The sequence below is a fragment of the Aeribacillus pallidus genome (assembly GCF_050478865.1).
Classification (GTDB): domain Bacteria; phylum Bacillota; class Bacilli; order Bacillales; family JACDOC01; genus JACDOC01.
On sequence record NZ_JBCNBW010000070.1, the window covers coordinates 1 to 23,451 of the forward strand.

26 protein-coding genes are annotated in these 23,451 nt (G+C 42.5%); 3 read left to right on the forward strand and 23 right to left on the reverse strand.

All coding sequences use genetic code 11. The features are described 5' to 3' along the window. Positions 1 to 166: 166 nt before the first annotated feature. The 15 genes from spoIID to ABES52_RS15090 form a co-directional block, all read right to left on the reverse strand. Positions 167 to 1,183, reverse strand: coding sequence for a stage II sporulation protein D (spoIID, locus tag ABES52_RS15020; RefSeq protein WP_429651989.1), 1,017 nt, complete (start codon positions 1,181 to 1,183; stop codon positions 167 to 169). 187 nt (positions 1,184 to 1,370) lie between these two features. Next, the gene (gene murA / locus ABES52_RS15025; RefSeq protein ID WP_429651990.1) at positions 1,371 to 2,672 is read right to left on the reverse strand and encodes a UDP-N-acetylglucosamine 1-carboxyvinyltransferase; all 1,302 of its coding nucleotides are present in this window, start codon (positions 2,670 to 2,672) and stop codon (positions 1,371 to 1,373) included. A gap of 31 nt (positions 2,673 to 2,703) precedes the next feature. After that, positions 2,704 to 3,441, reverse strand: coding sequence for a YwmB family TATA-box binding protein (locus ABES52_RS15030; RefSeq protein ID WP_429651991.1), 738 nt, complete (start codon positions 3,439 to 3,441; stop codon positions 2,704 to 2,706). 193 nt (positions 3,442 to 3,634) lie between these two features. Next, positions 3,635 to 3,886, reverse strand: coding sequence for a DUF1146 family protein (locus tag ABES52_RS15035; RefSeq protein ID WP_429651992.1), 252 nt, complete (start codon positions 3,884 to 3,886; stop codon positions 3,635 to 3,637). 299 nt (positions 3,887 to 4,185) lie between these two features. Beyond that, on the reverse strand, positions 4,186 to 5,649 hold the full coding sequence (locus ABES52_RS15040; RefSeq protein ID WP_429651993.1) for an NADH-quinone oxidoreductase subunit N: 1,464 nt from the start codon (positions 5,647 to 5,649) through the stop codon (positions 4,186 to 4,188). A 48-nt stretch (positions 5,650 to 5,697) separates the two neighbouring features. Further along, positions 5,698 to 7,194 (reverse strand): complex I subunit 4 family protein, encoded by a 1,497-nt coding sequence (locus ABES52_RS15045; RefSeq protein ID WP_429651994.1) that lies wholly within the window; start codon positions 7,192 to 7,194, stop codon positions 5,698 to 5,700. A 1-nt stretch (position 7,195) separates the two neighbouring features. Next, on the reverse strand, positions 7,196 to 8,989 hold the full coding sequence (gene nuoL, locus ABES52_RS15050) for an NADH-quinone oxidoreductase subunit L (protein ID WP_429651995.1): 1,794 nt from the start codon (positions 8,987 to 8,989) through the stop codon (positions 7,196 to 7,198). A gap of 12 nt (positions 8,990 to 9,001) precedes the next feature. Next, the gene (gene nuoK / locus ABES52_RS15055) at positions 9,002 to 9,316 is read right to left on the reverse strand and encodes an NADH-quinone oxidoreductase subunit NuoK (protein WP_429651996.1); all 315 of its coding nucleotides are present in this window, start codon (positions 9,314 to 9,316) and stop codon (positions 9,002 to 9,004) included. Continuing rightward, positions 9,313 to 9,822, reverse strand: a complete 510-nt coding sequence (locus ABES52_RS15060; RefSeq protein ID WP_429651997.1) for an NADH-quinone oxidoreductase subunit J — start codon at positions 9,820 to 9,822, stop codon at positions 9,313 to 9,315. The genes nuoK and ABES52_RS15060 overlap by 4 nt, the downstream gene beginning before the upstream one ends. Then, on the reverse strand, positions 9,819 to 10,238 hold the full coding sequence (gene nuoI / locus ABES52_RS15065) for an NADH-quinone oxidoreductase subunit NuoI (RefSeq protein ID WP_429651998.1): 420 nt from the start codon (positions 10,236 to 10,238) through the stop codon (positions 9,819 to 9,821). Before nuoI ends, ABES52_RS15060 begins: the two co-directional genes overlap by 4 nt. Positions 10,239 to 10,251: 13 nt before the next feature. Next, positions 10,252 to 11,247, reverse strand: a complete 996-nt coding sequence (gene nuoH / locus ABES52_RS15070) for an NADH-quinone oxidoreductase subunit NuoH (RefSeq protein WP_429651999.1) — start codon at positions 11,245 to 11,247, stop codon at positions 10,252 to 10,254. Further along, positions 11,247 to 12,344 (reverse strand): NADH-quinone oxidoreductase subunit D, encoded by a 1,098-nt coding sequence (locus tag ABES52_RS15075; protein ID WP_429652000.1) that lies wholly within the window; start codon positions 12,342 to 12,344, stop codon positions 11,247 to 11,249. Before ABES52_RS15075 ends, nuoH begins: the two co-directional genes overlap by 1 nt. 3 nt (positions 12,345 to 12,347) lie before the next feature. Continuing rightward, complete coding sequence (locus tag ABES52_RS15080; protein WP_429652001.1) at positions 12,348 to 13,166, reverse strand: NADH-quinone oxidoreductase subunit C; 819 nt, start codon at positions 13,164 to 13,166, stop codon at positions 12,348 to 12,350. Between the two features lie 4 nt (positions 13,167 to 13,170). Continuing rightward, the gene (locus ABES52_RS15085; protein ID WP_429652003.1) at positions 13,171 to 13,683 is read right to left on the reverse strand and encodes a NuoB/complex I 20 kDa subunit family protein; all 513 of its coding nucleotides are present in this window, start codon (positions 13,681 to 13,683) and stop codon (positions 13,171 to 13,173) included. After that, positions 13,674 to 14,039 (reverse strand): NADH-quinone oxidoreductase subunit A, encoded by a 366-nt coding sequence (locus ABES52_RS15090; RefSeq protein WP_429652004.1) that lies wholly within the window; start codon positions 14,037 to 14,039, stop codon positions 13,674 to 13,676. Before ABES52_RS15090 ends, ABES52_RS15085 begins: the two co-directional genes overlap by 10 nt. A 215-nt stretch (positions 14,040 to 14,254) precedes the next feature. On the opposite strand from ABES52_RS15090, the gene ABES52_RS15095 reads away from it, so the two are divergent. The 3 genes from ABES52_RS15095 (at position 14,255) to ABES52_RS15105 (ending at position 16,610) form a co-directional block, all read left to right on the forward strand. Next, positions 14,255 to 14,809 carry a hypothetical protein gene (locus ABES52_RS15095; RefSeq protein WP_429652006.1) on the forward strand — a complete coding sequence of 185 codons (555 nt, stop codon included), beginning with the start codon at positions 14,255 to 14,257 and terminating at the stop codon, positions 14,807 to 14,809. Between the two features lie 126 nt (positions 14,810 to 14,935). Then, positions 14,936 to 15,799 (forward strand): hypothetical protein, encoded by an 864-nt coding sequence (locus tag ABES52_RS15100; protein ID WP_429652007.1) that lies wholly within the window; start codon positions 14,936 to 14,938, stop codon positions 15,797 to 15,799. Positions 15,800 to 15,959: 160 nt separating this feature from the next. Continuing rightward, on the forward strand, positions 15,960 to 16,610 hold the full coding sequence (locus tag ABES52_RS15105) for a YwrJ family protein (RefSeq protein ID WP_429652008.1): 651 nt from the start codon (positions 15,960 to 15,962) through the stop codon (positions 16,608 to 16,610). Positions 16,611 to 16,693: 83 nt separating this feature from the next. Here the strand turns inward: ABES52_RS15105 and ABES52_RS15110 are convergent, their stop codons facing one another. The 8 genes from ABES52_RS15110 to atpB form a co-directional block, all read right to left on the reverse strand. Beyond that, positions 16,694 to 17,098 (reverse strand): F0F1 ATP synthase subunit epsilon, encoded by a 405-nt coding sequence (locus ABES52_RS15110; RefSeq protein ID WP_429652009.1) that lies wholly within the window; start codon positions 17,096 to 17,098, stop codon positions 16,694 to 16,696. A gap of 25 nt (positions 17,099 to 17,123) precedes the next feature. After that, positions 17,124 to 18,545, reverse strand: coding sequence for a F0F1 ATP synthase subunit beta (atpD, locus tag ABES52_RS15115; protein ID WP_429652010.1), 1,422 nt, complete (start codon positions 18,543 to 18,545; stop codon positions 17,124 to 17,126). Positions 18,546 to 18,625: 80 nt separating this feature from the next. Continuing rightward, positions 18,626 to 19,486, reverse strand: coding sequence for a F0F1 ATP synthase subunit gamma (locus ABES52_RS15120; RefSeq protein ID WP_429652012.1), 861 nt, complete (start codon positions 19,484 to 19,486; stop codon positions 18,626 to 18,628). Between the two features lie 83 nt (positions 19,487 to 19,569). Then, positions 19,570 to 21,078 (reverse strand): F0F1 ATP synthase subunit alpha, encoded by a 1,509-nt coding sequence (gene atpA / locus ABES52_RS15125; protein ID WP_429652013.1) that lies wholly within the window; start codon positions 21,076 to 21,078, stop codon positions 19,570 to 19,572. 27 nt (positions 21,079 to 21,105) lie between these two features. Next, positions 21,106 to 21,642, reverse strand: a complete 537-nt coding sequence (locus tag ABES52_RS15130) for a F0F1 ATP synthase subunit delta (protein WP_429652014.1) — start codon at positions 21,640 to 21,642, stop codon at positions 21,106 to 21,108. Next, positions 21,639 to 22,166: a F0F1 ATP synthase subunit B gene (gene atpF, locus ABES52_RS15135; protein ID WP_429652015.1), complete on the reverse strand. Its 528-nt coding sequence runs from the start codon at positions 22,164 to 22,166 to the stop codon at positions 21,639 to 21,641. Before atpF ends, ABES52_RS15130 begins: the two co-directional genes overlap by 4 nt. A gap of 152 nt (positions 22,167 to 22,318) precedes the next feature. Beyond that, entirely contained in the window at positions 22,319 to 22,531 is a 213-nt protein-coding gene (gene atpE / locus ABES52_RS15140) for a F0F1 ATP synthase subunit C (RefSeq protein ID WP_006838507.1), read from the reverse strand. 60 nt (positions 22,532 to 22,591) lie between these two features. Further along, positions 22,592 to 23,302, reverse strand: coding sequence for a F0F1 ATP synthase subunit A (gene atpB / locus ABES52_RS15145; protein WP_429652016.1), 711 nt, complete (start codon positions 23,300 to 23,302; stop codon positions 22,592 to 22,594). Between the last annotated feature and the right edge of the window lie 149 nt (positions 23,303 to 23,451).

Genomic DNA, 23,451 nt, shown 5'->3' on the forward strand with positions numbered 1-23,451 from the left:
GCGTAATGTATAAATATCAACCGTATCATTTAACAGACATTCATGCCAATTGCCATTGGCACATCGATGAATAAAATAACAGCAAAAGTTATCCACAGTTATTTTAGGGTAGAACCTTAAATTTAAAAAGCTGATTCTACACCCATGGTTAGAATCAGCTCGCTTTTTATTTCTTCGCCGTCATTTTCGTTTCGTACGAATCGGTAGAAGTGATTTCAACACCTTTGTAAAAATGTTTGACAATTTCTTCATACGTTTTCCCTTCTTTGGCCATGCCATTTGCTCCGTATTGACTCATGCCGACACCGTGTCCGTAACCTTTTGTCGTAATGACCATTTGGTCCCCTTTTCGAACCCATGTAAAATCAGATGATTTCAAATTTAACTTTTCCCGTACTTCGCGACCGGTAAATTCTTTTCCGTTAATAACGATTTTTCCAACCCGGTTTCCTTCTGTCCGTTCAATGACTTTTCCGACCGATCCGTCCGTTGGCAAGGTGACTCCTAACAATTTTTCAAACTGCTCCACCGGAATCGTTTTTTTATCTATAAATTTTGGAGAGGTTTCATCCCATGGACTTTCGACACTTTTTAAATACGGATATTCGTTTTCCCAGTAGTCTTCCGAGTTTTCTGTATATCCGTTACTCGTAGAGAAAAACGCGGCGGCAATCGGTTGTCCGTTATAGGTAATAATTTGCCCTTTTGTTTCCTCCACCGCTTGGGTGATTTTTTCGATTTTCCAGTCGTAGTCATCTCCCCATATTTTTTTTAATTCATCTTTATTTTTGTAAACTTGGTGCATTTGTGTATCCGTGACGATGGCTCCGTTCGGTACGTCTTCGGTTGGATGAAGCAGTTGGTTGACGATATAGGTGCGCGCGGTTAAAGCTTGTGCTTTTAAAGCTTCTATTTCAAAATCGGCGGGCATTTCAGCTGCCACGACACCGACAAGATACTCTTCTAACGGTAAGTTTTCGACGAGACCTTTTTGGGAACGATAGACCGCCACTTCAATATCGTCTTCCGTTTCGGGTGTTTGAGCAGGTTGGTTCTCTGAATGCTCATCAAGCAGTTGTCCTACTTCTTTTGAGTCAAATGGAAGAACGACAAGCGCTGGGACACAAATGATTACAAAAATGAGTAGACTAATGATTATGATGATCGGTTTTACCTTTAACATGCTTGATGCCTCCAATTCTACAATTTTTCTGAAAAAACATTCACTCATTTCATATGTATGGGGTGGGACAGGCAATTATGATAAAAAAAGAAAAGACAGCCGCATCTTGTCGAAACAAGTCGGCTGTCTTTTCTACACATCTGTGTTTCCATATTAAAAAAATGGTCAGATATCAGACAAATCCATGTTACGCATTTAAATCCGTAACGATTTTTTCCACGACGATTTCTTCTTCTTTTACTCGCTCAATATCCGCACCAAGTGCTCTTAATTTTTCGTGGAAGTTCACGTATCCGCGATCTAAATGCTTGAGCTCCGTGACACGCGTATATCCTTCCGCTGCTAAACCAGCAATAATTAGTGCAGCGGCTGCCCGTAAATCGGTTGCGGCCACTTCGGCTCCTTGTAACTTACAAGGTCCATCAATAATAACGCTTCGCCCTTCAATTTTCACTTGGGCATTCATTCGACGGAATTCTTCAACATGCATGAAACGATTTTCAAACACGGTTTCTGTAATAACGCTCGTTCCTTCTGCACATAATAACAATGCCATCATTTGGGATTGCATGTCAGTCGGAAAACCTGGATGAGGCATTGTCTTTACGTCAATAGGCTTTAATTTTTCTGGTCCGATGACGCGAATGCCTTCATCTTCTTCGATGACAGTTACACCCATTTCTTTTAATTTTGCAATAAGAGAGGATAAATGCTCAGGCACTGCTCCTTTGACAAGAACGTTTCCACGGGTGATGGCAGCAGCGACCATAAATGTTCCTGCTTCAATGCGGTCAGGAATGATACTATGCTCTGCCCCATAGAGCCGCTCGACTCCTTCAATCCGAATCGTTTCGGTACCGGCTCCTTTGACTTTGGCTCCCATTTTGTTCAAGAAGTTCGCTAAATCGACAATTTCTGGCTCTTTCGCACAGTTTTCGATAATGGTTGTTCCTTCTGCTAACGTAGCGGCCATCATAATGTTTTCTGTCGCCCCTACGCTTGGAAAATCTAGATATATTTTAGCGCCTTTTAGTTTACCTTGAACATTCGCTTCAATGAATCCATTACCAACTTTTACTTCGGCACCCATCGCCTCAAAGCCTTTTAAGTGCTGGTCAATTGGACGGGAACCGATCGCGCAACCACCAGGCAGTGCGACGCGAGCACTTCCTTTACGAGCGAGTAATGAACCCATCACAAGGACAGATGCACGCATTTTACGTACGAATTCAAAAGGTGCTTCAATTAATAACTCTCTTGATGCATCCACAATGATTTCATGATTCGAAAACGTTACGTCCGCATTTAAGCAACGTAACACTTCGTTAATCGTATATACATCGGAGAGAGTGGGTACATCACGGATTATACTTTTTCCTTCACTTGCTAATAATGTTGCAGCGATAACAGGCAATACGGCATTTTTCGCTCCTTCTACTTTTACGGTGCCGTTTAGCCTCTGTCCGCCGCGGACGATGATCTTTTCCAAAGTATTCCCCTCCGCGTCCATTTTCTCTATATTAATATTCAATCGTTAGAATGGGTGTGCCAATCACGAAGGTTGTTTCAACGCCCATTCCTTCTTGTCGTAACCCAATTTGTATATTCATATCGTTATTCGATGACGGTACTTGTTGTGAAAAGCGTTTGGAATAGGCCGATATGGATACAAATCGGTCTTCTTTTAATGATTCGGTTTCTTTTGCTTCTAATCGTTGTAGTATATGTGCAGCTTTTTCCTGTAACAAATGTGTGGCAGATGGAGAAAACGTTCCTTTGACATAAGAGAAAACGGTCACGTCATTACCAAATAATCTTTTGATGCGATTGTTCCAAGTCTTTTCAATGAACGACTTTGTTTCGTCTGTCCATTGTGTACCAATTAATTGGAACGTGACATACGAGTAACGACGCCCATCGTGTTTTTTCGACAAGAGCTGCACAGACTCCTTCATTTGCTGATTGGTAAATGTACCAATCAATTTCCATTCATCACCTGATTGTTCCCATTCCCAAGCCATTTCTGAAAATTGGTGCTGTACCGTTTCAGCCATCTCTTGAAAGTCATGTTTCGACAAAATGTCGACTTCTCTTCTGCTGTGTATTGACCATTCAGAAATGACACCTTGTTCAGCACGGACGGCTTGAACGATTTGGAACAAATCATCGTATTTTACTGCTGCTACAGTGCTATTCCCAATATAGAAGAGAACATAACCTAAAAAAAGTGCAAGCAAACCGAAACAATTACCTTTCATTCCGACTCCTCCCCTTTACACAACATTCTTTCCAAGATGGGAAGGAGCATACATGGTAATTGTCGTCAACGTTTGACATTGCTCTTATGTAGGGAAGTGAAAACTTTGCACTCACCCAAGTTAAAATAATAGCATGCAACTTACATGATAATCAACTTACTTCCAAATGAAAACATGTAAGAAGTCCTAAGTTTTATAAACTGTTCACAAATTGGACAAGGAAAGGTAGCTGTTGAGACCAAAGCAAATATTGAAGAAAAAAATTACTTACAGTAGAACCAATCGCAATGGTTAACAATATATATAACATTCGCGCTTGAAATACTCGATTTGACCGTAGAAAGCGCTCAAAATTCAACGTTTGTAAAGCATAAAAGGTGATCGCAATAAAAAACAGATGTGACATCATACTAAACAATGCTTGGTACCCATACGTCTCTAACATTCCGACCTTTCCTCCTTTCAAAAAATAACCAAATTACATTGTACCACAGCTTTGCTTTTCCAAAAGATTGAAAGCGATTTTATTTTTTTGGAACTTTATTCATATTCTATTACAAAAATATTTCTAAGTATGTTAGTGATTTTTCGCAGTAAAAAAAACTGACTTTCGACATATGTAGCAGAAAGTCAGTTTTCTAATTTTTTTAGTTTTGTAAGGCCATCATATGCCTATCGGGGCAGCCTATGTGCAAATATTACACTTCTATGTGCCTTCTTGGGATCCATATGTGCCAAATCTCGCTAAAAAGCAATTGCTGACTGCCCCCAAATCATCGCAAGAAAACAAATGAAGATAGCGATTCTACTTCCCCACGATATCGCCAATGCTCCCGTTTGTTCAGATTTTCGAAAGTATAGCTGGACTAGTACTCCGAAATAGTACACGAGTGACAGAACAGTGCTTAACCCCATAACGATCGCAACAACCGATAAGTTTCCTTCGGCGGTAAAGAGCGCAAGAAACAGTTCCACTTTTGCAATAAATCCGGCCGTGCCTGGAATGGCCGCAAGCGATAAAATAAAGAAGCTGAGCAAAACCGTAAGAACGGGTGCCCGCTCGTACAAGCCAGCCACCGTTTGTAGTTCCACCGACCCTTCTTTTGTTTCTAACAACTGCAAGATTGCAAATACACCAATGGTCATAAATGTATACACCGTTAAATAAAACCACATCGCTTCAAACGTAAACGGAGATAGCGCCGCAAAGCTAGCCAAGACATACCCACCGTGGGCAATACTCGAATAAGCTAACATCCGTTTTAACTGTAGTTGTCGCAATGCCATGATATGACCGATAATCATCGATACACAGGCAATCGTGACGACAAACGGTTGAATATACGATAAAAACCCTTCCGACATCATTCCTCCGATCGGAATATGGACAAAAATTGTCCAACAAATACGGGCTAACAAGACGAATCCGGCCATTTTGGAAATCGTATTTAAAAAAGCGGTAATCGGAAAAGAAGCACCTTCGTACACATCCGGTGTCCAAAGATGAAACGGAACAGACGATATTTTAAAACCAATTCCAACAAGCAGCATGAAAAATGATAGCGCGACGATAAAATGCGTTTCACCACTTAACACACCAGTTAGCGAAGCAGCTATTTCCTCTAAGTTTGTTGACCCAGTCATCCCGTATAAATAGCTAAAGGCAAATAAAATGAACGCTGAGGCAATTCCCCCGTTGACGAAAAACTTCCACCCTGCTTCGCACGCGCTTTGTTGATGTTTGCGAATAGCCACGAGAATATAGGCAGGAATGGCTAAAAGCTCCAAGCTCACGAACAAGGTAATAATGTCGCCACTGGATGCGAGCATCATCGCCCCGAGTAAAGCAACAAGCAATAAATAATAGTATTCACCAGTCACTTGAACTCGGTGTTTACCGTCTTTTTCTTCTAGCGTAAACAGGCAGATCACTACAGCCCCGATTAACATGACGAGTTTAAATAGTTTAGCAATGATGTCTAAACGGAACGTATCGTACAAAATCGTGCCTCCCGGTTCGTAAAGAAGTTGAAATAACGCAAATATCGCTCCAAGTATAGCAATGATTGTGATGGCCGGAAACAGAAATTTGTATTTTCGCTTGGATGTGAGTAAATCGATAATTGATAGTAAAATGGTCGCACCTAGAAGGATGAATTCAGGAATCATTAACTGCCACGGTAACGATCGAACGACGTCCCATTCCATGATGATCACCTCCTATAAAGATTTATCATGAGTAATGGATATTTTCTTCTATAAAGAAGCGAGCAACTGTTGGATTGGATCATTAATCCATTGAAGAACAACCGCTGGGTAAACGCCTAATATGATGACAGCAACTGTTACGCTTCCTAAAGACAAAAGTTCTAAGCGGTTCATATCGCGGTAACGAGACTGATCAGTGCTTTCATTATGAACAAATAGCATATGAACAATCGCCCGAATCATGTAGACCACTGTAAGTAAAATGCCACCAATCCCTAGAACACCAACCATTGGATAAGGATCGAAAACGCCTATAAACGTCATTAGCTCGCTTATAAACCCTGAAAGTCCAGGTAATCCGAGGGAAGCAAGTCCAGCAATGAAGAAGCAGGTCGCTAGCTTTGGCGTCGTTTTCATCAGACCGGACAATTGACGAAATGAAGTTCCTTTCTCTCTTTCTTCTAACACACCGATGATGAAAAAGAAGATCGCTGCAAGTAAACTGTGGGAAACGACTTGATACATCGCTCCTTGGAGTCCCGCTTCGTTGAAGGCACCGATTCCCATCAAAACGAGCCCCATATGAGAAATGGATGCATAGGCGAGCATTCGGCGCAGTTCGGTTTGAACAAGGGCGGCAAAAGCACCAAGCAGGAAGTTTACGACGCCCCATACGACAAGCACCAATTGAAGTGATGAAAAAGATGTTGGAAACAATTCTACACCGAAGCGGTAAAGGCCGTATGCCCCTATTTTTAATAGCACACCAGCATGAAGAATAACGACCGATGGCGGTGCTTCCACGTGAACGGAAAGGACCCACCGATGCAAGCCAACAATTGGCAGTTTCAATCCAAAAGCCAGAAAAATTGCTACTAGGAGCCAACCTTTCATTTTATCGGACACGTACGTTTCATCGCCTAAGAAAAATTGCAGTTCATCGAACCGGACCGTACCAGTTCCCGCAAATAACGCAACAACGACAAGTAACAAAAACGCCGAACCTAAACCGTTATAAATAAGAAAACGATACGCTGCCTTTTCCTTATCAAACCCGCCCCATTTGCCGATTAAGAAAAACGTTCCAACTAACGTGAATTCAAAAAACAGGAAGAACAACAGCGCATTATCGGCTAAAAAGACACCGAGCATACTCGTTTCTAACAGTAAGAATAGGAGGAAAAAGCCTTTTACTTCCGAACGGATAACCAAAGACGCAATCGCAGCAACAGCCGATAACAAAGCCGTTAGGGCGACCATGAGAAAAGAAATCCCGTCAAGCCCAAAGTCGAAACCGATACGATACACGCCTTCACCAAACAACGTCCACTTTCCTAGATTCAACCAAGGAATGGACACGTCCCACTGTGACCAAGCCGTCCCTTGCCCCCACCAAATCGGGAGAACCCCAAAAAGCGGAAAAAATGCTGTACTCACTCCGATGATCCGAATGTGTCGCTTTTTGTCTTTCGGAACGAACAACAAGAGAAATAAACCTATCAAAGGGGAAAAGAGTATCCAAAACACAACCAATGAATGATTCATTTTACAGCCCCCCTATCCATAAATAAATCGCAAAAATAATCGTTCCTCCGACCCAGGCGACCGCCCCGTATGTTTGCACGTGCCCATTTTGCCAATGCGTAAAGCGATCTGATCCTTTTTCCACCCAAAACACGACACTAGAAACGATCCATTCGACAAACCCATCATCGAACCGTTGAACTATTTTTCCCTTCCAATCGACAATAGGAACCAGCCATTGTTCATACCATCGGTCCAGTAGATCTGTCCACGCCACCCCAACTACTTTAGCTCTTCTTCCATACAACCAGTACGCTAAGCCAATCCCCCCGAGTGAAAACATCGAGGCCACCCATGGGAGCCAGCTTGGTCCAGCGACACCTGCCGCTTCCCCTGTTAAAAACGCCGTAAACGGAGACCCTAGCCATCCGCTTCCGATGGCTAATACCGCTAACAACGCACTGGCCCACCCCATAACAGACGGTATTCTTCGAAGTGGAGCGGTCAGCCTTCCATCTCCTAAAAATGCGAGGAAAAAGAGGCGGAACATATAGAGAGACGTTAGTAAACTCGTTAATAACGCCAGAACGAACCAAATGTAGTCCCCGTGTTCCCACACCGTATGAAAAATGGCTTCTTTACTATAAAATCCGGACAACAACGGAACCCCACTTAATGCAAGCGCTCCAATCAGAAAGAGAATACCTGTCCCTTTTAGTGACGACCATAACCCGCCCATTTGCGACAGCTGTTGTGTTCCCGTGGCATGAATGAGCATCCCTGCCGCCAAAAACAATAAGGCTTTAAAAAATCCGTGGGTCGACAAATGAAACATCGCCGCCCCATAACCAACACTTCCAAGGGCAAGCATCATGTAGCCAAGTTGGCTAATCGTCGAATAAGCGAGCACGCGTTTAACGTCCGTTTGTTTCCAAGCAAGCCATGCCCCATACAACAACGTAACCGTTCCAATCGTTCCAATGGTCGCCAACACGACAGTACTACCGGTAAATACCGGGTAGAGCGCACCGACCATGTACACTCCAGCTGCTACCATCGTGGCAGCATGAATAAGTGCTGATACAGGAGTCGGTCCTGCCATGGCATCGGGAAGCCACGGATGCAACGGGAACTGTCCCGATTTTCCAATCGCCCCAAAAAAGAGGAGTAAGCCAATGACCGTGACCATGCCGTCAGCAATCTGTCCTCCCTCCACCGCACGGAAAATGGCATCGTATTCAAAACTTCCGACATGTAGAAATAGAAGGACTAAGCCAACAAAGAACCCCACATCACCAATACGTGTCATGACAAACGCTTTTTTCGCTGCATGGCGAGCTTCTTCTTTTGTAAAATAAAAACCGATGAGTAAAAAGGAACCTAAGCCTACTAATTCCCAGAACACATACAGCTGCAGCACGTTTGGCGACAAGACGAGGGCTAACATCGCGAAGGTAAAAAAGCTTAAATACGTAAAATATGTCCCTTGCCGATTATCACTTTTCATATAAGCAGTCGAATACCAATGGACGACACTACTAATAAACGAAACAAATAGTAACATCCAACTATTCAACGGGGTTACCGCAAATCCAGCTGTTACATCGAGTGCCCCAATGGAGAACCATTCCCACTGAACCGTTAACTCCTCACCTTGCCACACATTCGTAAAGATGATGGCAGCAAGAACGGTTGCTAGGACAGTACCCCCTGTTCCAACCCACCCGCTCCTTTTTCCTAGTTGTCTTTGAAAAAAGAATAGGAGAAGAAACGACAAAAACGGAACGAGTGGGACGATCCAGGCTAATTTCACCATAAACGATCCCTCCTATCCTTTTAACTGACGAAACGAATCGATCGAAATATTGTCCACATGACGGGACAACGCGATTAACAACGCTACCCCAACCGCTACTTCACAAGCGGCAATCGTCACCACAAACAGTGCAAAAACTTGTCCGCTTACAGAAGGAAAATAGCCAAAGCGGTTAAAAGCAATGAAATTCAGCACGACCCCATTGAGCATTAACTCGATACTCATCAACACAATTAAACTATTTTTCTTCGTTAATGCTCCAAACATGCCGATACAAAACAAAATGAGGGCAAGCGCTAAATAAGCCGTTAATGGAATTTCGTTCATCGTTCATTCCCCTCTTTTTTTGCTAAAATCACCGCACCAACTAACGATGCTAATAACACCACGGACGTTAATTCAAACGGAATGAAATATTTCGTAAACAATTCCTTGCCGATCGTAGCCACTGCATCTGGTGGTAACGTCAGCTCGCCAGCCATGACTGGCAATTGGAGAATACCAGCATAGACCATCACACCAAATCCAATCGTGCTTAGCGTAACGAGGACATACCGTAACGATGTTCGGGTAAACACTGGTTCTTCTTTGTCTTTTGAGAGCATTAAACCGAATAGCAGCATAATGGTAACGGCCCCTGAATAGAGCAAAATTTGCACTACAGCCATAAATTCAGCAGATAAAAACACGTAAATTCCCGCTAGTGAGACAAACGTTAACACGAGGGACATCATCATATGAACCACTTTTCGAAGAAGAAGGAGCATAACGCCCCCAGCAATCGTTCCTCCGGCGAGAACGACAAACAGGATCCAAGCTCCGCTGATCGTCATGTTTTGTTCTCCTCTCGCACATTCGTATCGTTTTCATCCAGCCATTTCATATCTTTAAACAATTCGTCCCGGCTATACGCGGCAAGTTCAAAGTTGTTCGTCATGACGATTGCTTCTGTCGGACACACTTCTGTACATAAATCACATAAGATACAAATCTCGAAATTGATATTATACGTATCTATAATTTTCCCTTTTTTATTCGGGTCGGGATGCGGCTTTCCGGTCAGTTGAATACAATCTGTGGGACAAATAAGCGCGCACTGATTACAAACGATACATTTTTCCGGATAAAATTTTTGAATGCCACGAAATCGGTCCGGAAGCTCCATTGGTTCATTCGGATAATCGTACGTCACTTTCTTTTTGGTTAAGTTTTTTAACGTATATTTAAAACCTTTCGTCCATCCTAACAAGACGTTCCCTCCTTTACACGAACGGCTGGATGAGCGCGGTAATGATTAAATTAAATAAGGCGACAGGTAAAAGAACCTTCCAACCAAATTCCATTAATTGATCTACGCGAACCCGCGGTAACGTGACACGAATCCAAATCATCACAAAAACAATAGCTGAAAACTTGATTGCAAACGTAAGCGGTGCTGGTAAAAAACTAAGGAACGGAAACGGCTGCCACCCACCAAAAAAGAGAATGGTCATGATAGAAGCCATCGCAAACAAGTACACATATTCAGCGAGCATAAAAAACGCCCAACGAAAGCCGGAATATTCCACATGGTAGCCCGCTACTAATTCCGACTCGGCCTCTGGTAAGTCAAAAGGCGTCCGATTTAACTCAGCAAGCGAAGAAATGAGAAAGACAGCAAACGCGATCGGTTGCAGAAAAATAAACCAAACTGACTTTTGAGCTTCCACAATCTCAATAAGGTTTAACGAACCGGTTAATAAAATAATACCCACCACACTTGTCACAAGAGGAATTTCATACGAAATCATTTGAGCCGCAGCTCGCATGCCCCCAAGCAACGCATATTTATTGTTGGATGCCCAACCTCCGAGTAATATACCGACCGTTGAGAGTCCTGAAACGGCGATGTAATACAGTAAACCTATCCCGACATCGGCAAAATGGAGGTGCTCCGTAAACGGAAGGACCGCTAATACTAAAAATGCCGGCGTAAAGGTGAGAACCGGGGCTAATATAAACATTGGCTTATCTGCTACTTTCGGAATAACGTCTTCCTTCATTAAAAGCTTCAGCACATCGGCGACGGTTTGCAATAGGCCAAAGCGGCCGCCAACCACATTCGGGCCGTGACGAAGCTGCATAAATCCCATTACTTTTCGTTCAGCTAAAATGGCATAAGTGACAAATCCAAGTACGGCAAACAAAAGCCCGATGCCGATGGAAAGAAAAATAAAAAACGTGCCCCATCCAGGTGTTTGTGTCAACAACTCGCCCACTACCCATCTACCTCCCCTAGCACGATGTCAATCGCTCCTAAAATCGCCACTAAATTGGCGATATTTTCGCCTTTCAATAAATTTGGAAGAATCTGCAAGTTGTAAAAGGATGGGCGGCGGAATTTAAGGCGATATGGTTCTTTTTTCCCTTCACTCGCAATATAACAGCCAAGCTCACCACGTGGAGATTCGATTCTTACATACGTTTCTCCCTTTGGCGGTTTAATCACCCGCGGAACTTTCGCCATAAACGGTCCTTCCTGTGGGAATTGGTCGATGGCTTGTTCGACGATTTTAATCGATTCCTCAATTTCGGCCATTCGGCAACGATAACGTGCCCAACAATCGCCTCCTTCTTGTACAGGCACCTCAAACTGAAAGCGGTCGTAGATTGAATACGGATGGTCTTTTCGTACATCTCGTTTCACTCCGGTACAGCGCAAGTTCGCTCCAGATAAGGAATAAGTCAGTGCCTCTTTCTTGGTGTATGTCCCGATTCCTATTACACGCTTCATAAAAATTTCGTTACCAGAAACAAGCTCATGGTAGCCATTTACTTGTTCTTTTAAATATGGTAAAAACTCTTTTACTTTGTCGATCCATCCTTCAGGAGCATCCCATTTGACCCCGCCGACACGCATGTAATTAAACGTAAGGCGAGCGCCGGATAATTCCGTTAATAAATTTAAAATCATTTCCCTTTCCCGGAACGCATATAAAAATGGACTGACCGCCCCGATATCGAGTAAATACGTCCCCCACCAAACGAGATGACTCGCAATCCGTCCGAGTTCCATCGCAATGACCCGGAGGTACTCAGCTTTTTCCGGAATTTCTAACCCCATCATCGTTTCTAGCGCATGACAAAGGACGTAATTGTTCGTCATCGCTGATAAATAATCCATTCTGTCGGTGTAAGGGATGATTTGTGTATATTGGAGCCCTTCGGCAATTTTTTCTGTCCCTCGATGTAAGTAACCAATGACTGGTTTCGCTTCTTGTATGATTTCTCCATCAATTTTAATAATGAGTCGAAAAACGCCGTGCGTGCTCGGGTGCTGTGGTCCGACGTTTAATAGCATTTCTTCTGTTCGCATCCATTACACCTCCCCGTCATACGGTTCGTAATCTTTTCGTAACGGATAACCGACCCAATCTTCTCCGAGAAATAGTCGGCGTAAATTCGGATGTGCTTCAAAACGAATCCCGAGTAAGTCATACGCTTCGCATTCCGGCCATTCTGCTCCTTTCCAAATCGAAGTAACCGACCGAATGACCGGATTGTCCCGCTCAAGTTTCACTTTTACACTCAAAGGGGTTAAATGTTCGCTCGATTCGAGGTATAAAAAGAGCTCCATATGGGATTCGTAATCGGTGCCGTGTAGTTCCCCTAGACGATTGAATTGAAGTTCTGGATGATAATACAGCACGTGACAGACGTCAAAATACGCCGGTTTGTCCACTTCAATAACAGGTAAGTCGTTGGCTAACCGGTTAATGGTTGCATCGATGATGGTGTACTCCCCAACTTGTTCTTTTACAATATCCACGACTTTATCTAGGAACGGTTGGTTTGGAGATGAAGGAGCGAGTGGTTCTTCAGCTTCTTTTTGTTCAGCGAGCTTCTTCATTTTTGCCGCCGCTTTCGCCTTGGCTGCAGCGATCGCTTTCTTTTTGGCCTCATCTATGTCGTTGGAATCGTCGTTACCCAATGAGGTTGAACTTGCCTCGGATAGCTCTTTTTTCGCTCGTGCGTCCGCCTTTGCTTTCGGAGCTGCCGTAGCTTTAGCTTTTGCCAATGCTTGAGCTTTGGCCTTAGCAGCAGCGGCGGCTTTCGCTTTCGCTAATCGTAATTGTTCCTCTTCATCTTCTTTGGAAGGTTTCGCATCTTGTTCTACTTGACTTTTTTCATCTGCCATAGGCTTAGCGAACCCTCCTTCCTGTTTTTGCTTCTTCACGGATTTTATCTTGAAGCTTATTGATCCCATAAATTAACGCGGCAGGGTTCGGTGGACATCCTGGAATATACACATCGACCGGAACGATTTGGTCGACTCCTTTGACGACCGAATAAGAGTGAATATACGGTCCACCAGCGGTTGCACACGATCCCATAGCAATGACCCACTTCGGTTCAGGCATTTGGTCATATAGTCTTTTTAAGACCGGTGCCATTTTTTTCGTGACCGTACCGGAAACAATCATCACATCGGATTGTCGTGGAGAAGTTCTAAAAAAGGAGCCAAAGCGGTCTAAGTCATAATGGGACGACCCAGAGGTCATCATTTCAATGGCACAACACGCTAATCCAAATGTGAGTGGCCAAATGGAATTGCCCCTCGCCCACGCTTTTAATTGCTCTAATGTGGTAAAAAAAACGGTTCGTTTCACTTCTTCCATTTCATTGTCATAGACGTGGTTTTGATTTACATCCATTTCAACACCTTCTTTTTCCAAGCGTATAGTAATCCGATGAGCAGCATAACGAGAAAAATGACCATTTCAATGAGAGCAAAGATGCCTAACTCATCATAAGCAACCGCCCAAGGGTACAAAAATACCGTTTCCACATCAAAAATGACAAATAATAATGCAATCATGTAATACCGTACATGAAACGGTACATGCGCTTCATGAAACGGCTCGATGCCACTTTCATATGAGGTGGTTTTTTTCTCATTTGGAGCATGCGGCCGTAACCATTTCCCTATTGTTAACGCGACGATGGGCAGTATCATGCCAATTAAAAGAAAGGCAGTGACAATTAAATAGCTATTTACATACTCGTTCATTGTTTATTGGCTTGACCTCCTTTCCATACGTACAAGCCATATTTCAATACCATGTATATGTCTTTAACTAACGCGTTATCACTTCGATTTCCTAATTCTAACTTCCTAGACATTGTCCTTATTTTTACTTTTAGGGAATTTCCCTAGTACCTACCTCACGCATTACACATATACATATAGTGAATATACAATATAAAGAAAGGAGTCTATATATCTTGAACAGTGAATTGCTATTACCTTATCAAGGGAAGGTCGTCAAAATTAATCGCGGGGGGCCGGAGGCAAAGGAAGGGCTACTTCTTGAAGTGAGCTCAGATTATTTAACATTGTTAACGAAAGACGAGGGGCTCATCTATTATTCGAACACTCATATCAAAAGCGTGACCAGTAATGCAAAATCTATGGAAGATTGGGATCTTGAAATTCCAGAAGATTTTACGTTTAAACGGGGTTCATCTTTTGTGGATCTTGTTAATAATCTGAAACACATGTGGGTAAAAATCAATCGTGGGGGGCCAGAAGCAGTCGAAGGAGTTTTAGAAGGCGCAGATAACAACTTTGTTACAATTATTAACAATGAGCAAGTGATTAATATGTCGACGTTCCATATTAAGAGTATAAGCTACGGCTTAAAACTTGAGTCGACAGAAGAAGAAAATAACAATGACAACAACGATAGCTCAAACGACAATGTGAAAGTTTCCTCCAATAATCGTAAAAAAATGTCAAATAAACAAAAAGTGGCCGAAATTATTGAGGACTTAACGTAAGCTCAAACGAATCACATCTATTTGTATTAAACGAGTGCCACACTGGTAAACTTATTAGCCAACAAATACAAAAAAGGAAGTGTTATAATCTTCTTTTTGTAGTTTTTCTGGGGAGGTAGACCATTTATGAATGATTTTATTGAAGCTCTCCAATCGCTAATCGGCTACTGGATCGATATTTATTCACGCGATCATAAATGGATTCGCGGAAAATTAGTTGATGTGAAACATGATCATCTTGTTTTAGAAGATGAATATGGTCATGTACTTTACGTCAACCTTCTATTAATTGAAGGTGTATCTAACCAATCGACGCAAATCCAACCGGAAAAGTTCGATTGCGATTATATTAATGAAAAAGCTCTTCATCAATTGTTGGATCAATTTAAACATCGCTGGGTGACTATAAATTGCCATAACGACCAATCTTATCGAGGGATTTTAAGTCGAGTGTTTGAAGATTATCTTGTGCTCATTAATGCCGATCAAATTTATCGAATCAAAAATGAGGCAATCTCTAACTTCTTTCAAGGAGATTTTCAACTTCCATCTACTAATAATTCCTCAAACGAAGAAAATAACAATGATTCATCTGAAGCTTCCACAGGCTTTACTTCATCCACTCAAAATTATTTGACAACGACACAGCAACATGATTTCCCTTCTGACGACGAAAAAGCCGACGACTTTACCAATTTAATAGATGAAGTTGAAGCAACTGATAACCATCATAATAAGATAAACAATGAAGGTGAACAATCGAATACAACTGTTACTGAGACAGTTACTTCCTTCCAAGATAACGAAACATCGATTCCCTACGGTCTTTTCGTCGATCATGAAGAATATGATGATGAAGATGAAGAGGAACCTTCACTATACGTTCGTTATGTAGATGATGATGTTCAACATTTGGAACAACAATACTATGCGTTAATGAAATACACTGAAAAAATGTATCACTATTACAGAAACAAACAAGAAAACTAATCTAATAGGTAGCAAAAAGTGCAGAATGTTTTGATGACTTGCTACCTATTTTACCTGTTTCCTTCGCACTTTGAGTGCTTAGACATAGTAAGGGGACGATTTTTTTTAGAGGTAATATACAAACATTTTCGTTGGAAAGAAGGTGTGCGCACATTTCACCATGAACAAGGATGCGATTGATCAATATATTAGTATAGAACTTTCCGGAAAAAAACTGTTAAATGGGAAAGTCATAGATATCGGTTCAGACTTACTCGTTCTATATAAACACTATGAATACTTGTATATACCGTTTTCTCATATCCAACATTACAAATTTCCTGTTAACAACGAAGAAGAACCAGAACCAATAGAAGAATGGATTCCAGAAGAAGATTTGTCACTTCGGAAAGTCTTAACGAACGCAAGGGGACGTTTTTCCGAAATATATGTAACCGGCAACCAACCACTACATGGCTATATTACACAGATCATGAACGACTATTTTGTGTTTTATTCGCCTGTTTTTAAAAATACGCTCGTTTCTATTCACCATTTAAAATGGGTCATTCCGTATACGGACCAAAGAAGGCCGTACGGACTAGATGATCAAAACCTTCCAGTCATGCCTTCCAATGTCTCTTTTTCACGAACGTTCGACGTACAATTGAAAAAATATTTGGGGAAACTCATTGTTTGTAATTTAGGAGATAAAGAACATTATATCGGTACGTTAAAGGCAAAGACAAATCATTTTGTCGTTTTACAAAACGCTCGTTGTGAAGACATTTACTTACAGTTATCTCATATTAAAACCGTTCACTTGGCGTAAAATAAGTGGTGATGATTCGTTCCCTTATTGTTCTCATACAAAAGTAAAAAAGAGCCGACCCAGAAGAGTCAGCTCTTTTTTCATTATATTCTGCCTTCGTATACGTTGATACGGTTCATCGCACGTTTTAGGGCAAGCTCTGCACGTTTGAAATCAATGTCATCTTGTTTTGCTTGTAAGCGGCGTTCCGCCCGTTCTTTCGCCGCTTTTGCACGTTCAACATCGATATCGGATGCTTTTTCGGCTGCTTGCGCTAAAATCGTTACTTTATCAGGACGCACTTCTAAAAATCCACCGCTAACGGCTACAAGCTCAGTGTTTCCGCCTTTTTTCAGACGTACCGCACCGATCTGTAGCGGGGCCACCATTGGAATATGGCCTGGTAAAATTCCTAGCTCACCGCTTTGAGCTTTTGCACTTACCATTTCCACATCTGATTCATACACTGGGCCATCCGGAGTTACGATACTGACAGTTAACGTCTTCATTTTTTATCCTCCTGGTCCCTTGTTATTATACCTCTACACCCATTTGTTTCGCTTTCTCAATAACATCCTCAATTGGACCTACGAGACGGAACGCATCCTCTGGGATATGGTCGTATTTACCTTCGAGGATTTCTTTAAATCCACGAACTGTTTCCTTAACCGGAACATAAGAACCTGGTTGACCAGTGAATTGTTCAGCTACGTGGAAGTTTTGTGATAAGAAGAATTGGATACGGCGAGCACGATGTACGACAAGCTTATCTTCATCAGAAAGCTCATCCATACCAAGGATCGCAATGATATCTTGTAATTCTTTATAACGTTGTAATGTTTGTTGTACTTGACGTGCTACCCGGTAGTGCTCTTCACCAACGATTTCCGGTGCTAGTGCACGAGAAGTTGATGCAAGAGGGTCTACCGCAGGGTAAATACCCATCTCAGAAAGTTTACGCTCTAAGTTTGTAGTTGCATCTAAGTGTGCGAACGTAGTCGCTGGTGCTGGGTCTGTATAGTCGTCCGCTGGTACGTAAATTGCTTGGATAGACGTTACGGAACCAACGTTTGTAGATGTGATACGTTCTTGCAATTGACCCATCTCTGTTGCAAGCGTTGGTTGGTAACCTACCGCAGATGGCATACGTCCAAGTAGCGCGGAAACCTCAGAACCTGCTTGCGTGAAACGGAAGATGTTGTCGATAAAGAATAATACGTCTTGTCCTTGTTCATCACGGAAGTATTCTGCCATTGTAAGACCTGTTAACGCAACGCGCATACGTGCTCCAGGCGGCTCGTTCATCTGACCGAATACCATCGCTGTTTTACCGATAACGCCGGAATCTTTCATTTCATGGTAAAGGTCATTACCTTCACGAGTACGCTCACCTACACCAGCGAATACAGAGATACCACCGTGCTCTTGAGCGATGTTGTTAATAAGCTCCTGGATAAGAACCGTTTTACCTACTCCTGCACCACCAAATAGACCGATCTTACCACCTTTGATGTATGGTGCTAGAAGGTCAACGACTTTAATACCAGTTTCTAAAATTTCTACTTCTGTAGAAAGTTCCTCAAACTTTGGAGCTGGTTTGTGGATCGCATCACGACGAGCATCCGCAGGAATTTCTCCTTCTAAGTCGATTGGTTCACCAAGTACGTTGAACACACGACCAAGCGTAACGTCCCCAACTGGTACAGAGATTGGCGCACCTGTATCTACAACTTCCATACCACGTTGTAGCCCGTCAGTAGACGACATCGCAATTGTACGAACAGTATCATCACCTAAGTGAAGGGCAACTTCTAACGTTAAGTCAATGTCGACTTCGCTTTCTGTTTGCGCTTTATACTCAATCTTTAACGCGTTATAAATATCAGGAAGCTGTCCGTTTTCAAACTTTACGTCAACAACCGGACCCATGACTTGAAGAACGCGTCCTTTGTTCATCTTTTTCCCTCCTAACATGCTTTTGACGACAATCGATCATTCAGGGAGCTACAGCAGCAAAGCTACTGCAGCTAAAATATTTACTCAAGAGCCGCCGCACCGCCGACGATCTCTGTAATTTCTTGCGTAATGGATGCTTGACGTTCACGGTTATATTGAAGCGTAAGCGTGTTAATAAGCTCTTTCGCATTGTCCGTCGCATTTTTCATCGCTGTCATCCGAGCAGCGTGTTCACTTGCTTTTGCATCAAGAAGCGCTCCGTAAATTAAGCTTTCTGCATATTGAGGAAGTAACGTGACTAAAATTTCCTCTGCAGACGGTTCAAACTCGTACGAAATAAGCTTGTTGTTATTATCCGCTAAGTCTGTTAATGGAAGCAACTTTTTCTCTGTTACATCTTGTTGGATCGCGCTGACATAATGATTGTAATACATGTATAGCTCATCGAACGTTCCATCGGCAAACATGTTCACCGCTTTGCCCGCAATCGCTTTAATATCAGCAAATGACGGTTGATCTGGTAAACCGGTAATATCTAATACCACGTTCATGCCGCGCTTTTTGAAAAAGTCACGTCCAATACGACCGATTGCAATAATCGCATACTCGTCTTGAGAAGTATGGCGTTCTTGAATGGTACGGTACACTTGACGCAATACATTGCTGTTGTACGCTCCTGCCAATCCACGGTCAGACGTAATGACTAAATAACCGGTTTTCTTTACAGGGCGTGTTACGAGCATCGGATGCGTCACATCGTTGCTACCAAGAGCGATGCTGGCTACAACTTCTTGTATTTTTTCCATGTAAGGTACGAACGATTTCGCGTTCAATTCCGCACGGTTTAATTTAGAAGCTGAAACCATCTCCATCGCTTTTGTAATTTGGCTCGTCTTCTTCGTCGAGTTAATGCGACCTTTAATTTCGCGTAACGATGCCACTGGTTCTCACCACCCTCGTTTTAAGATTGTTAGACCGATTGACCGAAACGCGACCCCTCCAACGACCGGAGAGGCTGCGTCAATTATTCTGATTTAACGAACGTTTTCTTGAATTCGTTGATGGCTGCAGCCATATCATCATCCGCAGGAAGATCGCCAGTTTCGCGGATGTGGTCTAACAGGTGAGTATGATTATGATCTAACCAGCTTAAGAATTCGTCTTCGAAGCGACGGATATCTTCCACTGGAATATCATCTAGGAATCCACGAGTTAACGCGTAAATAATCATTACTTGCTTCTCTACTTTTAACGGTTTGTGAAGATCTTGTTTAAGAACTTCAACTGTACGAGCACCGCGAGCAAGTTTTGCTTGTGTCGCTTTATCTAAGTCAGAACCGAATTGAGCAAACGCTTCAAGCTCACGATATGACGCTAAGTCAAGACGGAGCGTACCTGCTACTTTCTTCATCGCTTTAATTTGTGCCGCACCACCTACGCGGGATACAGAAAGACCTGCGTTGATTGCTGGGCGTACACCAGAGAAGAAGAGGTCAGATTGTAAGAAGATTTGTCCGTCTGTAATAGAGATAACGTTTGTCGGAATGTAAGCAGAGATGTCACCAGCTTGTGTTTCAACGAATGGTAACGCTGTTAAAGAACCTGCACCTTTTGCATCGCTTAATTTCGCTGCACGCTCTAATAAGCGAGAGTGTAAGTAGAATACGTCACCTGGGTAAGCTTCACGGCCTGGTGGACGACGTAATAATAGAGAAAGCTCACGATAGGCAGCTGCTTGCTTAGAAAGGTCGTCGTATACAACAAGCACGTGTTTACCGTTGTACATGAAGTATTCACCCATTGTTACACCAGCGTAAGGAGCTAAGAATAACAATGGAGCTGGTTGAGAAGCAGATGCCGTTACAACGATTGTGTAATCAAGCGCACCGTGCTTACGAAGTGTTTCAACTGCTGTACGAACAGTAGATTCTTTTTGTCCAATCGCTACATAGATACAGATCATGTTTTGATCTTTTTGGTTAAGAATGGTGTCGATCGCTACAGATGTTTTACCTGTTTGACGGTCACCGATAATTAACTCACGTTGACCACGACCAATTGGGACAAGCGCGTCGATCGCTTTAATACCTGTTTGAAGTGGCTCATGGACAGATTTACGATCCATCACGCCAGGTGCTGGGCTTTCGATTGGACGAGTTTTTGTCGTGTTGATTGGACCAAGTCCGTCAACTGGTTGTCCAAGAGGGTTTACTACGCGTCCAATTAACTCTTCCCCTACTGGAACTTCCATGATACGTCCTGTACGACGTACTTCGTCCCCTTCACGAATGCCTGTATATGGTCCAAGAATTACGATACCAACGTTGTTTTCTTCTAGGTTTTGGGCCATACCCATTACACCGTTAGAGAATTCAACAAGTTCCCCTGCCATGACGTTGTCAAGGCCGTGTGCACGAGCAATACCGTCACCGATTTGGATAACTGTTCCAACATCGCTAACTTTCATTTCTGCCTGATAGTTTTCAATTTGTTTCTTTATCAGCGCGCTAATTTCTTCAGCTTTGATGCTCATGAATTTCACCCCTTATATCTACGAATCTTAACCGATAAGTTGACGTCCGATATCCTCCAATTTACCGCGGATTGTGCCGTCAAAAATCCGGTTACCAATTTGGAGTTTCACGCCACCTAAAAGTTCTTTATCAATGATTGTTTTAATTTTTAATGATTGTTTTCCGACTTTATGTGCAAACGCTTTGGATAAAGCGTCCTTTTCGTCTTCTGTTAATTCACGAACGGAATATACAGTCGCTTCTGCTACACCGCGCTTTTCATTGGCTAAATGAATAAAAGCATCGGCCACTGCAACGATTTCGCCTTCACGATGACGATCAATGAGTAGCATAAGCGTGTTTAAAACATAAGTAGAAAGTGAAGCAAACGCTTCCTTTAAAAGCTCTTTCTTTTTGTCTAAAGAAAGCTTCGGTGATTTTAAAACGGCTGTTAAATCTTTATTTTCAACAAACACTTGTTTAACGACGCGAAGTTCTTCTTCCATTTGCTCAATCGCTTGTTGTTCTTCAGCGATTTGGAAAAGAGCTAGCGCATATCGCTTGGCAACCGTAGTTTGGCTCATCGCTCTTCTCCTACCTCTTGAATAAATTCGTTAATCAGCTTGTCTTGATCTTGAGCCGTTAATTCTCGTTCAATCACTTTAGATGCTACAAGGACGGATAAAGACGCCACTTGTTCGCGTAACGCAGCCATCGCTTGTTCTTTTTCTTGTTGAATTTCACGTTTTGCTGCTTCTTTCATGCGCTCAGCTTCTTCACGAGCTTGAGCAATAATTTCTTCGCGTTGTTGATCGCCTTGTTTTTTCGCATTTTCAATTAATGATTGCGCTTCTTGACGAGCTTGTTTTAAAAGCTCACGTTGTTCTTGTAACGCTTTTTCAGCTTCTTTACGACTATTTTCTGCCGCATCAATTTGACTTGCAATATGCTCTTCACGTTGCTTCATGATGCCCATTAACGGACCCCATGCAAACTTCTTTAGCAGCGCTAACAAGATAATGAACATTAACAACTGGAATACGATATCACCAGTATTCACACCAGCATGAGCAGCCGATGCTCCAAGCACGAATCCGCTTGTTAACACGCTACGTTCACTCCCTTCAAGAGTCAATTGGAAACATTTCTTTTATATCAATGAACAAAATTTCCTTCTTATTTCATACATTATGGACATAAAGGAATGGCGAAGGTTCGCATGGAATGATCTTCGCCATTTTGGAACGTGTGTAATTGCAATTATTGACCTTGTACCATGAACGCGATAACTACCGCGATGATCGGAATCGCCTCTACTAATGCAACCCCGATGAACATTGTAGTTTGAAGCATACCGCGTGCTTCTGGTTGACGTGCGATACCTTCAACTGTACGAGATACGATAAGACCGTTACCAATACCAGCACCTAGTGCCGCTAATCCAATTGCAATTGCTGCTGCTAAAAGACCCATTAGAAAGTTCCTCCTTTAAATTTATGAATTAGTTTAGTTTTTACTAAAAAATGTTTATGATTAATGGTCATGACTCACTTTGTGTGCCATATAAACCATTGTTAACATTGTAAAGATAAACGCTTGGATCGCACCTACAAAGATCGAGAATCCTTGCCATGCAATCATTGGAACAATCGCTGCTAGGTGTCCACCTACGCCTGTTGCTAAGCTACCAGCTAATAGTGCTAGTAAAATCTCACCAGCGAAGATGTTTCCGTAAAGACGGAGACCTAGTGTCAGCGTGTTTGCAAACTCCTCAATAATTTTCAGCGGGAACAAGAACCACATTGGTCGTACGAAATCACGCGTATATTCGCCAAATCCTTTCATGCGAATTCCATAGTAGTGAGATAATCCAACTACCATGGTCGCTAATGTTAAGGTAACAACAGGATCCGCTGTCGGTGATTTCCACCAAAGTTCTCCATCGATGACCACGGAAAATGGGAGACCTAACATGTTCGCTACAAAGATGTACATAATTAGCGTCATCCCGAGTAAGTGGAAACGCCCGCCCGTGTTCCAGTCCATGTTACTTTTAATGATACCTTTAACAAAGTCCATAACCCACTCCATAAAGTTTTGCATCCCAGTTGGTTTCATTGCCAAACGTCGAGTGGAAAGGACTGCAAGAATAAACACAATGACTGTTGTCACCGTGATCATTAAAATATTGGCTAAGTTAAAAGTTAATCCAAGCCATTCTACGGTAGGAGCTCCGTGATGCAACCTATTTCACCTCTCTTCCCCGCTATTTACGTGTTTGAATCATGTAAATAAAATAATCTATCATAATGACAATATAAGGCTCTCTGTCAATTGTGGTGGTGCAAATATTTCCAATACTCTCTCTTTGGAAGGAATGTAGGTTAACCTAC